This window comes from uncultured Jatrophihabitans sp., from assembly GCF_964244045.1.
Classification (GTDB): domain Bacteria; phylum Actinomycetota; class Actinomycetes; order Mycobacteriales; family Jatrophihabitantaceae; genus Jatrophihabitans.
Window position 1 is genome coordinate 1 of record NZ_CAXTHK010000036.1, and the last position, 16,706, is coordinate 16,706.

A 16,706-nucleotide genomic window follows, 5' to 3' on the forward strand; every position below is an offset into this window, starting at 1 on the left:
CCTGGAGCACTTTTCAGTTGATCACCACGCTGTCAGCGTGAAAGCGCCGGGTTAGGATCTCCTCGCTTGCCGCGGATCGTCCTGCTACTGACGGTGTTCGAGGGCAGGTATGGCCCTAAGTGGGCCTGCCGTCGGGGGAGGACGCGATGAACGACCAGGTCAATTCGGTGCGCCGAGCCCAACCGGACTCGCTGCAAGCTACGGCGCGGGGACGGATTCGGGGCCTGATTGTCGTTGCGACGGTGTTTGCCGCAGCCGCACTGGCATTCGCGGGAACGGCCGCTGCCGACCCCTCGACAGTAAGCATTCCGACTGTTCAGCAGGTCGGCGCGGATGACACGCTGCCGGTGCTCAAGGCCAACAGCGCCGATTACACGCAGCACCAGACCGAGGTCGAGACCGATACCTTCTCCTGGGGGAGCTCGGTCGTGTCGACTTATCAGGTCGGGCGTAACTATCCGACCTACGGCGCGCAGGCAATCGGATGGTCCACCTCGACGGACAGTGGCCAGACCTGGCAGCACGGGCTGCTGCCGGGGCTCACGAGTTCGTCGCCGTCGCCGAACGCGGCCTACCCGCTCGTGGTGAACCAAAGCGTTGGCTACTCGGCCAAGTACGGCACGTGGGTCGCTCCGTCGGTCCCGTACCTGCCCGCGCCCAACAACACGTTCAAGGAAGCGGCCCTGCTCGTCAACACGTCCGCGGACGGCGTCACCTGGAACTCGCCCTCCGTCGCGGTGTCGACGAATGTTGACAAGGCCTGGGTGTCCTGCGACAACACGACCACCAGCCCGAACTACGGCAACTGCTACGTCGTGTACTCGCAGATCGACAGCGGCGAGCTGCTCGCGGCCGTCTCCAGTGTCGACGGCGGTGTCACGTGGTCGGCGCCGGTCAGCATCCCGTCCTCAACCGGCGCGGCGATCGCCGGCTACAACACCAACGTCGTGGTTCAGCCGTCGGGCAAGGTAGTGGTCGTTGCGACCGACCTGAAGAACGGCGTCAACGGGTCCAAGCTGATGGCCAGCCAGTCGTCAAACGCCGGTGCGACCTGGTCGGTTCCAACGCCCCTCGCCACCATCAGCTACCACACGCCGGCCGGGGGCATCCGCGGTCTGAACAAGCCTACGGTCGACGTCGACGCCGCCGGCGTCATCTACGCGGCCTGGGGTGACTGCCGCTTCCGAACAAAATGCGCGTCCAACGACATCGTTTTCGCCACCACTTCGAACGGGACCACCTGGAGTACGCCTCGCCGCGTGGCGATCGACGCTACGACGACGACGGTCGACAGGTTCATACCCGGCTTCGCGGTGGCGCCGGGTACCTCGGGTGCCACCGCACAGCTCTCGGTCGTCTACTACACCTATCCGACGGCAGCGTGCACGAGCTCGACGTGCCGCCTCAGCGTGCAGTACGCGACGTCCTACGACGGCGGGGTCACCTGGAGCGCGCCGTACACGATCAACCCGACGCCCATGCCACTGTCCTGGCTGACCAAGGGCAACAAGGGCCCGATGGTCGGCGACTACGAGTCGGTGAGCTTCTGCAATGGCAGTGCCATTACCGTCGCCTCGATCGCGACGGCCGCACCGACACCGAAAACGACGAAGACGCCGCTGACGTATCACCAGAACGAGTTCGCGTTGACCCTGCCGCCGAACTGGGGTTAGGGCCCGCGTGGCGGGAGGTGCCGCAGGCTGTCGGCGATGACGCTCGACATCAGGTCCGCTCCGCCGGACTCGAGGAAGAAGAAGTGGCCGCCGGGAAAGCGCCGTTGGCGATACGTTGCAGTCGTGAGGTGGGCCCACGCTCCGACCGCGCCGTGGTCGAGGTCAGGGTCGTGCTCACCGGCATACGTGCTTATCGGCACCGTCAATGGAGTCGGGTGGGCGTGCCGGTAGGTCTCAACGATGCGCAGGTCGGCGCGCAGGGTCGGGGCCAGCAACGCGAACAGTTCAGGCATGGTCAACACCTGTTCGGGCGTCCCGCCCAGCGCCCGCAGCGCCGCGACGAACTGCTCCTCGGGTAGGTCGTGGATGGCGGCGTGCCGCCGCGGCAGGTGGGGTGCCTCGTGCCCACCGACGGCCAGCAGCACCGGTTCAGGCCCGCCGTTCCGGCTCGCCAACCTGGTGAGCTCGTAGGCCACCAACGCGCCCATGCTGTAGCCGTAGACCACCATCGGGAGCTCGGGCAGCTCGCGCACATCGTCCAGGACGGCGGCGGCGGCAGCCTGCGCGGACTCCGGTGGGGACTCGCCCAGCCGGCTCTCCCGTCCCGGAAGCCGGACGAGGACGACCTCGCAGTCGGCTGGTGCCGCGGCGAACCAGCTGGACAGTGCTGCAGCCCCAGCTCCGGCATGCGGGATGCCCAGCAGCCGCCACCGGGCCGCCGTCGATCGCGGGCGGCGGACCAGGGAGCGACCACCGGTCATCAGCGCTCCAGCCGGCCCAGAATCCTGGCCAGGCCGGTGGCGACCGGGTCCACGAACTGGTCGGCCATCGTCTGCCGGGGCGTGATCTGCTCGCCGTCGACCTCTATCGTGCGCACCGTGCCCGTCAGGTGTTGACGCCACCCGAGGTCAGGCTGGTGGTAGAGGCCCGCCGCGGCGACGACGACCAGATCCCCGGACCACCGTCGAGGTCGGTATCGGGCCTGCGCAAGTTCGGACAGCCGCTGGAAGCCGGTGGTCTCGCGCAGGCCGTCAGGAAGCGGGCGCCGTAGCAGCACCGCACGCAGCAGCCCGAGATCACGGCGCGCCCGGCGCAGACGCCGACGCCGACTGGCGGCCCCGAAACGCAGCCGCAGACCGGTCTTCGGCTCGACCGCACCGTCACCGTCGAACCGGGGTCTGAACCGCCGGATGTAGGACGGGCTGGGGCCGTTGAACGAGACGAGCAGGTCGACCGTCTCGCCGGCCGAGGTCAGTTGACGGGCCATCTCGAAGGCAACCAACGCGCCGTAGCAGTAGCCGCCGATCCGGTACGGGCCTGCGGGTTGCACTTGACGCATCTCGGTCACGTAAGCGCGAGCCATCTGGCGCACCGAGCCGTGCGGCGCGCGGTCGCCGAGCAGCCCGGCGGCCTGGAAGGCATAGACGGACGCGGCGTCGCCGAGCCCGCGGGCGAGCGGCTCGAACAGCAGCACCGTGCCGGCGCCGCCGTGCACGAGGAAGAGCGACGGGCCGTCAGCGCAGAGCCGCACCGGGGTCAACGATGCGTGGGTCGACTCGCCGTGCTCACCCCCGCGTCGCGACTCGATCAGGGCGGCGAGGCGTGCGACCGTCGGGGCCTCGAACGACGTGGCCGGCGACAGCGCTGTGTGCGTCGCCCGACCGACGGCGGTGAACAGCCTGGCCATCGTCAGCGAATCGACCCCGAGGTCACGGACGTCGTCCTCGACCCCGAGATCCGGGATGCCGAGGACGCCACGCCAGATGGTCAGCACCTCGGTCTCGGTGGCCGTACGCGCATCGACCCCAGCACCGCGTCCTGCCAGCGCGTCCGGCGCCGGCAACGACCCTCGATCGACCTTGCCGTTCAGGGTCCTCGGGAACTCGGTCAGCACCGTGACGACCGACGGCACCATGTAGTCGGGAAGCGACGCGCGCGCGCGAGCCCGGATCGCGCCGGGCATCGCCGACGAACCAGGCCGCAGCACGACGTAGGCCACCAGCTGGGACACCCCTGCCGACCCGGCGGGCCGCACCACGGCGACAGCCTGAGCGATCTCCGGGTCCTCCTCCAGCACGGTCTCGACCTCGCCGCACTCGATGCGGTAGCCGCGGACCTTCACCTGGTTGTCCAACCGGCCGATGAACTCGAGTCGGCCGTCCCCGCGCCAGCGCACGAGGTCACCGGTGCGGTACAGCCGTAGGCGCCGCCCGTCGACGTCCCGCTCGATGAACCTCTCGGCGGTGAGGTCGTCTCGTCCGAGGTAACCCTCGGCGAGGCCGTCACCCGAGATCAGCAACTCGCCGGGCAGGCCGATCGGCACCGGCCGCTGCGACCGATCGGTGACGAACACGCCGGTGTTGGGCAACGGCGAACCGATGGTGATCGGCGCGTACGGCGCTTCGACCGGTCCGACGAGCGACCAGATCGTCGTCTCGGTCGGGCCGTACATGTTCCACAGCTCGCAGCAGCGCTCGCCCAGCGCGACGGCGAGCGAGGTCGGCAGGGCCTCCCCGCCGCAGAGCACCCGCAGATCGTTGTCACCGGCCCAGCCGTGATCGATCAGCATGCGCCACGTGGCGGGGGTCGCCTGCATGACGGAGACGCGTTCTTCGTGCATCCGGGTGAGGAGTGCGTGCGGATCACTCGTCGCTTCCGCAGCAGCAACGACGACGCAACCGCCCAGGGACAGCGGTACGAGCAGTTCGAGGGCAGCGATGTCGAAGGACAGGGTGGTCACGGCAAGCAGTCGATCGCTTGCGACGAGGCCCGGACGTCGGGCAATCGCGAGAACGAAGTTGAGCAGGGCCCGATGGCCGATCATCACGCCCTTCGGGCGGCCGGTCGAGCCCGAGGTGAAGATCACGTAGGCGAGCGCCGCCTGCGTCGGTGCCGCGGGTGGGGAGGTCGTCGCCGAGGGGGCCGTGCGCCGAGCGTCCACGTCGAGGTGCTCCACGGCCCCGAGATCGGGGCGCTGATCGGGCCGGGACAGCACGATGCGAAGGTCGGCGTCCTGCACCATCATGGCGATGCGTCTGCGTGGGTAGTCGGGATCGATCGGCACGTAGGCGGCGCCGGAGCGCAGGACCGCGAGCAGGGCGACCACCATGTGTGCCGAGCGGGGCACGCATACCCCGACGAGCGCGGCCGGCCCGATCCCGCGTTCGGCCAGGTCGCTCGCGTGGGCCTCGACGCTCGCAACGAGGTCGCGGTAGGACAGCCGGAGCTCGTCGTCGACCAACGCTTCGTCATCGGGTCGCGCGCGAGCTGCGGCCGCGATCAGATCCCAGACGGTGCTGTCGGGCAGCGGCAGATCGCTGCCCCACGCGAGCTCACGCAACCGGGACCGCTCGTCGTCCGCGAGCATCTCCACCTCGGCCAGGGAGGTGTCGTCCCGCCAACCGGCCAGCATGGCAGCCAGGTGACCGGCGACGGTCGCTGCTACCGTCCCGGAGGTGTCGCCGTGCACATCGACCTCGGCCGTGCCGGACTCGCGCAGGCTGACCTGAAGAGAGGGTGGGGGAAGGGCGTCGGGCCATCCGCTGCCGTCGAGATCGACAGCCACCGCGGCAACGGCGGGCCCGTCACCCGCGACGTGCTGCAGCGCGGAGAGGTCGATCGGGTGGCCGGCCGACCACGCGGTTGCCGCCTGCCAACGGGCCAGCGCGACGTCGGGACCCGGACCGTCACCCAGGTCGACCACGACCACTGACCATTGCCCGCCGCGCCCCACGGCTACAGCCACTCGCGCGGCGTCGGAGTAACGCGTCACCAGTGCGGCTACCGAGCACCCCAACCGCTCGGAGTCGGCGTGGGCGACGTGCAGCCGACGGCTGCGTGCCGGCTGCGGGGGAGAGCTCGCGGCAGGCAGATCCAGGACCGGGGGCACGCCCTCCAGACGGTCCAGCCAGGACGGCAGGTCCGGCAGAGTGGCGGCGGGCATGCTCTGCGGGCCGGTCATGGCGTCCTCGTGGGGCGGATCCGACGGATTGCCCGGCGTGCAGGCGCGGCGGCAACGGCAGGCGCCGGACGCCGGCGCCTGAGCTCGTCACCGGCCAGCGCCGTCAGCTCGGACAGCCTGCGCGTCGGCTCGCCGACCACGGCCGCGGTGAGAATCAGCAGGGTGTCCGCCCAGGCCTGCACGGTGGTCTCGTCGAACAGTGCGCCGTCGTACTCGAAGTACGCGCGAAGCGGTCCCGGGGTGTCGACGAATCCGAAAGCGAGGTCGAAGCGCGACGTCCCGGTGTCGGTGAACATCCTCGTCGACGTGAGCCCGGACAGGGCGGGGGTCGGCGGCGCGGCGCCCTGCATGCGGTAATTCACCTGAAACAGCGGGTTGACCCCGGGCACGCGCCGCGGCCGCAACGCCTCGACGAGCTTGTCCAGCGGGACGGGATTGCCCAGCGAGCGCAGCACCGCGGTGCGCGCCCGACCGATCACCTCGGTGAAGGTCGGATCGCCGTCGAGACGCACCCGCAGGATGATGGTGTCGACGAAGAACCCGATGAGCGGCGCCGTCTCGGGACGCTCGCGGTTCGCCGACGGCGACCCGAGCAGGAAGTCGGTCTGCCCGGTCAACGCGTGCAGCATCGTCGCGGTCAGGGCGAGATAGGTCATGAACGGGGTCGCCGAGGCCTGCCGCCCGAGGGCACGCATGTCCTCGCCGAGCCGGGGGTCGTCGAAGGCCAGGCGCCGGCCGGTGAACTGCCGTTCGACCGGGCGCGGCCGGTCGACGGGCAGCTCGAGGAGCAGGTCGGCCCCCGCGATCTCGTCGCGCCAGAAATCGACGACGCGGTCGAAGTGGTCGCTGCCGACCAGGGCCCGCTGCCACGCCGCATAGTCGCTGTACTGAACGGGCAGGTCGGCCACCTTCGCCTCGCGGTCTTCAACAGCAGCGTTGTAGAACTCGGTGAGCTCCTCGAACAACGGCGTGCGTGACCAGCCGTCAGTCGCGATGTGGTGCGTCACCAGCATGAGGACGTGGACCGTGTCGCTCACCCGGCACAGGTGGGCCCGAAGCAGGACGTCGTGTGCGAGGTCGAACGGCTCGAGGGCGGCGGCGGCGAGCCGGGCGTCCACGGACCCCGGCTCGGCGCGCAGGTCGGACTGGTCCCACGGGCAGCCGATGGTGGGCGCGAGCAGCTGGGCCTGCGGGCGTCCTTCCGCGTCGCGGCGGATGACGGTACGCAGCGCCTCGTGGCGCGCGACGACGTGGGTCAGCGCCGCGCGCAGGGCGTCGACGTGCAGCTGACCCTCGAGTCGCATCGTCATCGTCGCGTTGTACGTGCTGCGGCCGGGAAACATCTGATCGAGGACCCAGAGGCGTTCCTGCGCCAGCGAGAGGATCGGTGCCGAGCCTGCGGGCCGACGTCGGATCTCGGTCCGGCCGCCGGCGGCCGCCTTGCGCCGTTCGAGTTCCCGACGCAGTAGTTCGCGCCGTTCGGTCGGCTGATGTTGCGTCACGGGTGATCCGAACCGAGCAGTTCGTCGGTCACGGCCTGCGCCACGCGGGCCAGCGTGGGACGGTCGAACATCGTGGTCACGGCCAGGTCGACGCCGAGCTCGCGCAGCCGGGACAGCACCGAGATCGCCAGCAGCGAATTACCCCCGATGTCGAAGAAGTCGTCGTCCGGGCTGAACGGTGTCGGGCCCAGGACGTCACCCCACACCGTGGCCACGAGCTCCTGGGCCGGGTCGTCGAGATCGAGTGTCTCCGGCCCGCCGGTCTGCAGTGGCCGCGGGTCGACAGTGGCGAGAGCGGCGCGGTCGATCTTGCCGCTGCCGGTGGTCGGCAGGTGGTCGGTGACGACGACCCAACGCGGTTGCATCGACGCCGGGAGCCGGTCACGGATCTCGTGCCGGATCGCCGAGACCCGATCCGGCACCGAGGTCGTGGACTCGGGGGCGCCGCTTGCAGCCAGCACCAGATGCACGGCGAGGTCGGCTGCACCGTCGACCTGGCACAGGACGGTGACCGCGCGCGCGACGTCGGGCAGCGCGTTGAATGCCGCGTCGATCTCGCCGAGTTCGATGCGGTGGCCGCGCACCTTGACCTGGTCGTCGATGCGGCCCAGGAAGTCCAACCGCCCCGTTCGGGTGAGCGCCACCAGGTCCCCGGTCAGGTAGGCGCGCCCGCCGGCTGCGTCCGGGGCGGGAACGAACTTCTCGGCGGTCAGCTCGTGCCGTCGCAGGTAGCCCCGTCCGACCTGCGGACCGCCGATGCGCAGCTCGCCGGGTACGCCGACCGGGACGGGGCGCCCGTTCGCGTCCACGACGTCGGTCCGGACCCCGGGCAGCGGGCGACCGAGTGTGGGCGAGCTGGTCTCCCGGACATCGGCGAGCGTAGCCTGGACCGTCGCCTCGGTGGGTCCGTAACAGTTGAACGCTGTCACGGCTGCGGCCCGCAACTGCTCCCACAGGTCATTCTCGATCGCCTCACCGCCGACCAGCAGCATGCCCGGGAACTGGTCGTGGTCGACCGGTCCGGTGAGCAGACCCTGTGCGATGAGCATGCGCAGGTGGGTGGGCGTGCAGTCCAGGACGTCCACTCGGTGGTCGCGCAGGTAGGCGACCATCGCGCGCGGGTCGAGGCGGATGTCGTCGGGCACGAGGTCGAGGGTGTTGCCGTAGCCCAGATGTACGAGCTGCTGCACCGACGCGTCGAAAGCCAACGGGGCGTTGATCGAGTACGTACGCCGACGCTCGGGATCGGGCAGCGCGCTGTGCAGGTTGTGCATGAAAGCGGTCAGCGAGCCGTGCTCGATCAGGCTGCCCTTCGGCTCGCCGCTCGAGCCGGACGTGTAGACGACGTAGGCAAGGGCCTCGGGTGACAGCGTCGAGGCGACGGTCATGACGGGCTCGCGACGCAACAACTCGGCGGCGTCGAGCGCCACGGTCTCGACGCCGGGGAAGTGCGGTGCGTGCGGCGGGGCCGCGCTGCCGATGACGAGGCTGGTGCCTGTTTCGGCAACTGCTGCGCCGGAGCGGACGGGGGGGTTTAGCGGGTCCAACGCCAGGTAGGCCGCGCCGGCGCCCCAGATGCCCAGGACCCCGATCAGCCATTCCGCGTGGTGTCCGACCGCGAGCCCCACGACGTCGCCCGAGCCGAGGCCACGGGCGCGGAGATCGGCGGACACGACGTCGGCGGTACGGACCAGTTCGGCGAAGGTCAACGAGACGTCGCCGCTGCGCACCGCGATCGTGGCGGGCTCGCGGGCTGCGACGTCACGAACCCGGGTGACGAGCAGCCGCGCGTCCTCGGACCGGTCGTCGGCCCGATCGTTGAGCCGCCCGATGACGTCGAGGTCTCGGTCGGTGAGCACGACCAGATCGGCGATCGGCGTGTGCGGGTGTGCGACGGCACCGGCGAGCAGGGTCGCGAGCCGGTCGATGAGGAGGGCCGCCGTGTGGTCGTCGAACAGCTCGGCGCGGTAGTCGAGGGCGAGGTTCAGGTGATCGCCGATCGCGTCGACGAGCACAGTGAGGTCGTAGCGCACCTCGTGCCAGTCCATCGCGACGGGCTCGAGCGACGCCGTCCCGAAGCGGATGCGCTCCGGACTCGACGCCTGTCCGGCGACGACGACCTGGAACAGCGGATGGCTGCCCCGGTCGTGCACGGTGTCGACGAGCTCGAGGATCGCCTCGAACGGCAACGAGTCGTGCGCCAGCGCTTCGGTGACCACGTCTCTCGAGTGACCGACGAGCGAATCGAAAGTCACTGAATCCTCGACGCGCAGCCGCAACGGCAGCGTGTTGATCAACGGTCCGAGGACGTCTGCGCTACCGACGCTGGTGCGGCCGGAGGTCGGCGTTCCCAGCACGATGTCGTTGCCTGCGCCATGGCGGTGCAACAGCGCGCCGACGGCGGCGAGCACGACCATGTAGGCCGTGCCGTGGTGTCGGCGGGCGAGGGCCTCGACGTCGCGAACACACGTCGCGCCGAGCCGTCGCCGGACGCGCCCGCCGCGGGTCGAGACGTCGGGGCCCCGAGGGCGGTCGAGCGGGAGCGTCGTCTCGGTCGGCGCTCCGGCCAGCGTCGAGCGCCAGAACTGCTCGTCGTCGTCGTCGCCGGTCGGCGGCCGGGTGACGGTTGCGTCGGCGTACTGCCTGACGGGCAGCAGCGGTGCGTCGTCGTAGCCGGCGGCGAGCTCGCGCAGCAGGATGGGCAGCGACCCGCCGTCGAGGGTGATGTGGTGCGCGGTGAGCAGCAGGTAGGAGACCTCGCCGGGCAGGGACCACACGCAGGCGCGCAGTGCCGGTGCAACGGTGAGGTCGAACGGGCGATGGCCCTCGGCACGCACCTCGTCGGCGATCTCCGACCAGGAGGTCGCGGAGCGCAGGGTCAGCTCAACGGCGGCGTGCGCCGCCGGATGGACGACCTGTGCGATCCGCGAGCCGACCTGCTGGTAGGTCGTGCGCAGGATCTCGTGCCGTCCGACCAGCGCTGTCAGGGCCGAGCGGAGCCGAGCGGCGTCGAGCGGTCCGGTGACCCGCCGAACAGTGGGGACGTTGTACGCGGCCGACGACGGATCTAGCGTATGCAGCATCCACATGCGTTGCTGCGCCGGTGATGCGGGCAGGACGTCGACCCAGGTTTCGGGGTCGACGGGCTGCGCCACGCCGCCGTCGAGGGCGAGCGCCACGGCGTCGGGGTCAGTCAGTGACGCCGCCTCCAGGCGGTGCCCGAGGCGCCGCGTCACGTCGTCGGCCGGCGCGCTGCCGGGCGTCGCAGGGACGTCCAGCTCCCGGGCGAGGGCGCGGATCGTGCCGGTCGTGAAGACGAGGCGCAGCGGCACCGGCCGGTCGATGACCTCACCGATCCGGGTGACCATCCGACCGGCGAGCAGCGAGTGCCCGCCGAGCTCGAAGAAGTCGTCGTCGATCGAGACGTCCTCGATGCCCAGCAAGTCGGCCCAGACATCGGCGAGGCGCTGTTCGAGCGGGGTCTGCGGTCGGCTGAAGGCGCGCGGTGCCTCCGGTCGCGGCACGGGCAGCGCGCCCCGGTCTACCTTGTTGTTTGCCGTCCGGGGCAGGACGTCGAGGACGACGACGGCCGAGGGCTGCATGTACGCCGGCAGGTCGACGCGGAGGGCGGCGCCGATGGCGTCCTGCGTGGGCGGCGCGCCGGGGTCGGCCGGGGTCACGTAGGCGACGAGGCGCTGATCGCCCTCGTCGCGCTGGTGCACGACCACGACCGCCTCGGCGACTCCCGGTGCCTGCTCGAGGCGCGTCTCGATCTCGCCGAGCTCGATGCGGTGGCCACGAACCTTGACCTGATGATCGATCCGGCCCAGCAGCTCGAGCTGCCCGTCCGCACGCCAGCGCCCGAGATCACCCGTGGCGTAGACCCGGTGCCCGTCGAGCACGACGAAGCGCTCGGCGGTCAGGTCGGGCCGTTGCCAGTAGCCGCGGGCTGTCCCGGTGCCGCCGATGAACACCTGGCCTACGGCGCCAGGGGGCACGAGCCGGAGGCGGCCGTCGCGCACCGTCACGCTCGTGTTCGCAATGGGCCCGCCCACCGTCACCGGCGGCAGGGTCGTCGGTGCGAGCCGGGCCGACGTCGACCAGATGGTGGTCTCGGTGGGCCCGTACATGTTCCACAGCTCGGCCACCCGGCTGACCAGCGCTGCGGCCAGCTCCGCCGACAGTGCCTCGCCGCCGCACAGCGCGCGTAGCGGTTGCCCGGCCCAGCCGGACTCGACGAGCAGGCGCCAGGTGGACGGCGTCGCCTGCATGATCGTGACCTTCGCGTCCGCGAGTGTCCTGGCCAGCTGGTAGGGGTCGGCCGCGACGTCGGCGGTGGCCACCACGACCTGCGCCCCGCACAGCAGAGGCAGCAGCAGCTCCAGGCCCGAGATGTCGAAGCTGATCGTGGTGACGGACAGGAGAATGTCGTCGGGGCCGCACCCGGGCTCGGCCGCCATGGACAGCAGGAAGTTGACAAGCGCGGTGTGTTCGATCACCACGCCCTTCGGGCGCCCGGTGGAGCCGGACGTGTAGATGACGTATGCCGGGGCATCCGCTGAGATGTCCGCACGCCAGCCCGGCGAGCGGGCGGGGGCGGCCGCCTCGACCGGTGGGACAAAGCCGACCAGACTGCGCAACGCAGGCGCCGAGACCTCGTCGCCCACCACGATCCCGATGTCGGCGTCAGTGACCATGAACTGCAGACGCGCGTCGGGGAAGGCCGGGTCCAGCGGGACGTAGGCCGCGCCGGCGGCCCAGATACCCAGCTGGGCGACCACGAGGTCGGTGCCCCGTGTCAGGGCAATGCCGACGTGCGTGCCGGCGACGTCGTGCCGACGTAGGCGAATTGCCAACGCCGCCGCCCGGTCGAGCAGCTGGCGGTAGGTGAGCCGGCTGTCGTCGGCGACGACGGCGATGCGGTCGGGGTGTGCCTCGGCCTGTCGCTCAATGAGGTCGAGTGTCGTTGCCGGCGGGAGGTCGAGTTCCGGGCCGCGCCCCCAGCGCTGCAGCTGTTGCACCTCGTGCGGGAGGAGTACCTCGATGTCGTCGAGCGACGTGTCCGGCGCGAGCAGCTGTTCGAGCACGCGCACGAACCGGGCGGCCAGCCCCTCGATCGTCGACCGGTCGAACAGGTCGGTGCTGAACTCGATGCCCATGGTCAAGCCGTCCGGCGACTCGACGAACCCGAATGAGAGCTCGAAGCGGGCGGACGTGACCTCGACGTCGAAGGGCCGGAGCTCGACGCCCGCCAGGTGCGGGCGTGCGCCCGTGGAGTTGTAGTTGATCAGCACCTGGAAGAGCGGATTGCGACTGGCGTCGCGGCGTGGGCTCAGCTCGTCGACGAGCCTCTCGAATGCAACGCCCTGGTTGCGCTGTGCGCCGGCCATCACCGACTTGAGCTGGGCCAGCAACTCCTCGACGGTGTCGCAGTCCGCGACCTGGGCGCGCAGCACGACGGTGTTGACGAACAACCCCACCGTCTCGGCGAACTCCGGCGCGGTCCGCCCGTTGACCGGCACGCCGAGGACGATGTCGGTGCAGGACGACAGGCGGGACAGCAGCAGCGCCACCGCGCCGTGCACCACCGTGAACGGCGTCGTCGCACACCGGCGCGCTGTCTGCGCGATCTGCTCGCGTAGCCCGGCGCCCAGGGGCAGGGTCACCCGCTCGCCGCGATAGCTCGGTACGGCCGGCCGCGGCCGGTCGACGGGCAGGTCGAGGACGTCCGGAGCTCCGACAAGGGCGCGGCGCCAGTAGTCGAGCTGGTTCTCGGGTGAGTCGACGAGGGCCCGGCTCACGTAGTCCCGGTAGGCGCCGCCCGTCGTCGCCGCGTCGGGTGCCTCGCTGGCCGCGATCCGGTCGTAGGCCGCAGCGAGGTCGCGCACGAGCACGTCCAGGGACACCGCATCGCCGACGATGTGGTGGCACTGCACGAGCAGCACCGTGCCGGCCGGCAGACGGTAGCTAGTGAACCGCCACAGCGGGCCGTGCTCGAGGTCGAAGCCGAGCCGGTGCCGCGCATCGATATCGGCACGCATCGACTGCTCGGGGGTCGGGTCGCCGCGCAGGTCGACGTCGTCCACCGGTACCAGCATGTCGTCGCCGACGACCTGCGCGGGCCCGTCAGCCGTCCGGACGATCGTCGTTCGTAGCGCATCGTGACGGGCCGCGAGGGCCTCGACCGCCGCGCGGAGCGTCGCTGGATCGAGCTGCGCCGCGACGGACAGCACCCGGCGCAGTGCGTACAACGTGGTGCTGTCGCTGAAGTCGGCCAGGAAGAGCATCCGCTCCTGGGCGGGTGCGAGCGGAAACGCATCGTTCGCCGCGTGCGCCACGTCGGGTGCGGGGCCGTCGATCACTGCCCCGCGATCGAGCTGCGCGGCCAGCAGCGCGACGGTGGGGAAGCTGAACACGGCGCCGAGTTCGACGTGTACGCCGGCGCGCTTCTGCAGGGCGGCGGCGGCGCGCGTTGCCGACAGCGAGTTCAGGCCCAGCGCGAACAGGTCGGTCTCGACGTTGCGGATCGGCGCGCCGAGGATCTCGCCGACGACCTCGGCGACGAGCCTCTCGTCGTCGGTGCGGGGCGGCAGCTCGTCGCCATCTGACGCCGAGGTGAGATCGACGGTCGGCAGCGCGGCCATGTCGAGCTTACCGGCCGGCGACACGGGAATCGCGTCGAGTTTCATGACCGCGGTCGGGATCATGTAGGACGGTAGGCGGGTGCGCAGCCAGGCGATGACATCGTCCAGGACGATGGCGTTGTCGGACGGTACGACGTACGCAGCGAGGATCGGATCGTCGGCCGGACCTGGTGTGACGATCACGGCCGCCTGCCCTACGCCGTCGTGACGGCGCAGGGTGCTTTCGATCTCGCCGAGCTCGATCCGCTGGCCGCGCAGCTTGATCTGGCCGTCGTCGCGCCCGACATAGAAGATCTCGTAGTCGCTGGTCCAGCGGACCCGGTCTCCGGTGCGGTAGAGCCGCGCGCCGTCGGGCGCGTCGACGAAGCGTTCGGCAGTCAGCTCGGGTCGGCGCAGGTACCCACGGGCCAGCCCGACCCCGCACAGGTGCAGCTCGCCGACCGCGCCGACCGGCAACGGCCGCTGCTGGTCGTCCAGCACCCGCACGCTCATGTTGTCGATCGGCCGGCCAATCGTGACCAGCGCCGAGGGGTCGCGCTGCTGCACGGAGACCGTGACCTCGATGGAGGCCTCGGTGGGCCCGTAGAGGTTGATCAGCTCGACGTCGAGGAGTTCGAACAACCGGTCGCGTGCGTGCTCGGGCAGCGCTTCGCCGGACACCAGGACTCGCCGCAGCGCCGGGAACGAGGCGCCCCGGCCGTCGTCGACGGACTCGAGGAACACCGCGAGCATCGACGGCACGAAGTGCACCGTCGTGATCTCGCGCGAACGGATCGTCTTGGCGAGATAGCGTGGGTCGCGGTGACCGTCGGGCGCGGCCATGAACAACCTGGCGCCGACGGTGAGCGGCCAGAGCACCTCGTTGGCCGAAACGTCGAAGCTCAGCGGCGTCTTCTGCAGCACGATGTCGTCGGACCCCAGGGGCATCGCGCGCTGGCCCCACCGCAGCCGGTTCACGACGCCGCGATGCTCGACCATGACCGCCTTCGGCCGGCCGGTCGAGCCGGAGGTGTAGATGACGTAGGCGAGGTCGCTCGGCGTGCTCGTCGACTCGGGCGGCGTGCTCGGCAGCTGTGCGATCGACGGGTCATCGACCAGCAGCGCGTTCGGATGCGCGGGAAGTGTCGACGCGGCGGTCGAGTCACAAAGCAGCACCTGCGCCTGACAGTCGGCGAGCATGTGTTCGAGTCGGTCGGCCGGGTAGCTGGCGTCGAGCGGGACGTACGCGGCTCCGGCCTTGAGGATCGCGAGGATCCCGATCTGCATGCTCACGGAACGGGCGATCGCGACGGCTACCAGCGATCCGACGCCCACCCCGCGTTCGCGCAGTTTGTGCGCGAGCTGGTTGGCACGGTCGTCGAGCTCTCGATACGTGAGCCACGGCCCGCGATCGTCGCCCACCGCGAGTCGATCCGGCGTTCGGGCCGCCTGCCGGGCGATCAGCTCGTGCACCGTGCAGTCCGGGGTCTCGGCCGCGGTCGAGTTGACCGTGGCCATCGCTCGGCCCTGGCGGTCCGACATGAGCAGCGTCGGATCCAAGGTTAGGTCCGGTTCGGCCAACGCGCGGGTGAGGAGCTCGCTGAACTGGTCCAGTACGACGTCGACGGTCTGCCGGTGGTACAGCTCGTCGGCCCACTCGACGAGCACGTCGAACCCGCTGCCGTGGTCGGTGAAGAGCACCGCGAGGTCGGCCTTGGTGGTCGCCGAGTGCAGTTCGACGGGGGTGAGCAGGTGCTCGCCCAGGTGCAGCGATTCCGCCGTGCGCCGGGCGCCGTTGACCATCATCGGCACGATGTGGCTGCGGGGATCGCGACCGACGGACAACGAATCGACAACGACCTCGAACGGCAGCTCGGCGTGCTCGATCGCCTCGAGCACGGCCAGCCGGGTTCGTCCGACCAGCTCACGGTAGGTCGGCGCGTCCGAGCAGTCGATGCGCACGAATACGGTGTTGACGAACAGGCCGATCGTGGACTCGAACTGCTCCGGTCCGCGCACCGTGACGGGCATGCCGAGCACGACCTCGGACTCGCCGGTCCAGCAGGTGAGCTGGTAGGCGTACGCGGCCAGCGCGGCCATGAACGGCGTCGAGCGTTCCTTGGCTGCGAACTCGCGCAAATCTTCGGTGAGTGCTCGATCGAGCCTTGTCGAGCGACGCTGCACGGTCCAGGCGCGGGTCTCCGGGCGGCGCCGGTCGGCCGGCAACGCCGAGGCGAGGGGAGCACCGCGCAATCGGGCCGACCAGAAGGCGAGTTCGGCGTCCTGGATCTGCGCGACCCGGCCGCGCTGCCACGCGGCGAAGTCACCGTAGGCCGGCGGCGGGTCTGCGACCTCATCGTTGTGCAACGCCGCCTGGTACGCGGCCGAGAGCTCGGTCCAGAACAGCGTCCGGGAGCTGTCGTCCGTGGCGATGTGGTGCACGACGACGACGAGCAGGCACCGATCGACGGTCCGGATCAGCAGCGCGCGCAACGGGATCGTCTCGCTCAGGATGAACGGCCGGTCGCGGAAGGACGTCGCCAGATCGAGCGCTGCGTCGTCGTCGGGGACCACCGCCTGCTCGAGCTCGACGTGCGGTTCGGCGGCCAGGTGCGCCTGCGGAACACCGTTGACGGCGACGATCGTGGTCCGCAGGGCATCGTGCCGGGCGGTCAACGTATCCAGCGCCCGCTGCAGCGCCGAGATGTCGGGCGTGCTGGACAGCCACCCGGATCGGGCGATGTTGTAGGCCGCACCACCGGGCAAGGCCTGTTCCATCACCCACAACCGCTCCTGCGCGAACGACAGCGTGCCGGGGTTGCGGTCGGTCCGCGCCGGCTCGATTCCGGCGACGGAGCGGCGGCGAAGCGCGTCGTAGAGCGCCCGCTTCGCCGGGCTGAGCTGGGCGAGCACCAGGTCGCTGTCGCTGTTGTCGGCCGCGGCCACC

General features: G+C 70.6%; 5 protein-coding genes. 1 reads left to right on the forward strand and 4 read right to left on the reverse strand.

From position 1 onward, the window contains the following. Positions 1-146: 146 nt before the first annotated feature. Positions 147-1,673: a sialidase family protein gene (locus ACFFC4_RS19220; protein ID WP_375503858.1), complete on the forward strand. Its 1,527-nt coding sequence runs from the start codon at positions 147-149 to the stop codon at positions 1,671-1,673. On the opposite strand, the gene ACFFC4_RS19225 is transcribed toward ACFFC4_RS19220, so the two are convergent. Genes ACFFC4_RS19225 through ACFFC4_RS19240 form a run of 4 tightly spaced genes read right to left on the reverse strand, consistent with a single transcriptional unit; the run spans position 1,670 to position 16,705 of the window. Continuing rightward, positions 1,670-2,434 carry a thioesterase II family protein gene (locus ACFFC4_RS19225; RefSeq protein WP_375503860.1) on the reverse strand — a complete coding sequence of 255 codons (765 nt, stop codon included), beginning with the start codon at positions 2,432-2,434 and terminating at the stop codon, positions 1,670-1,672. The two genes, ACFFC4_RS19220 and ACFFC4_RS19225, sit on opposite strands and share 4 nt — an antisense overlap. Then, complete coding sequence (locus ACFFC4_RS19230; protein ID WP_375503862.1) at positions 2,434-5,634, reverse strand: amino acid adenylation domain-containing protein; 3,201 nt, start codon at positions 5,632-5,634, stop codon at positions 2,434-2,436. Before ACFFC4_RS19230 ends, ACFFC4_RS19225 begins: the two co-directional genes overlap by 1 nt. Further along, a complete protein-coding gene (locus ACFFC4_RS19235; protein WP_375503864.1) occupies positions 5,631-7,136 on the reverse strand; it encodes a condensation domain-containing protein in 1,506 nt (501 codons plus the stop codon). The genes ACFFC4_RS19230 and ACFFC4_RS19235 overlap by 4 nt, the downstream gene beginning before the upstream one ends. Continuing rightward, positions 7,133-16,705 (reverse strand): amino acid adenylation domain-containing protein, encoded by a 9,573-nt coding sequence (locus tag ACFFC4_RS19240; protein WP_375503866.1) that lies wholly within the window; start codon positions 16,703-16,705, stop codon positions 7,133-7,135. The genes ACFFC4_RS19235 and ACFFC4_RS19240 overlap by 4 nt, the downstream gene beginning before the upstream one ends. Between the last annotated feature and the right edge of the window lies 1 nt (position 16,706).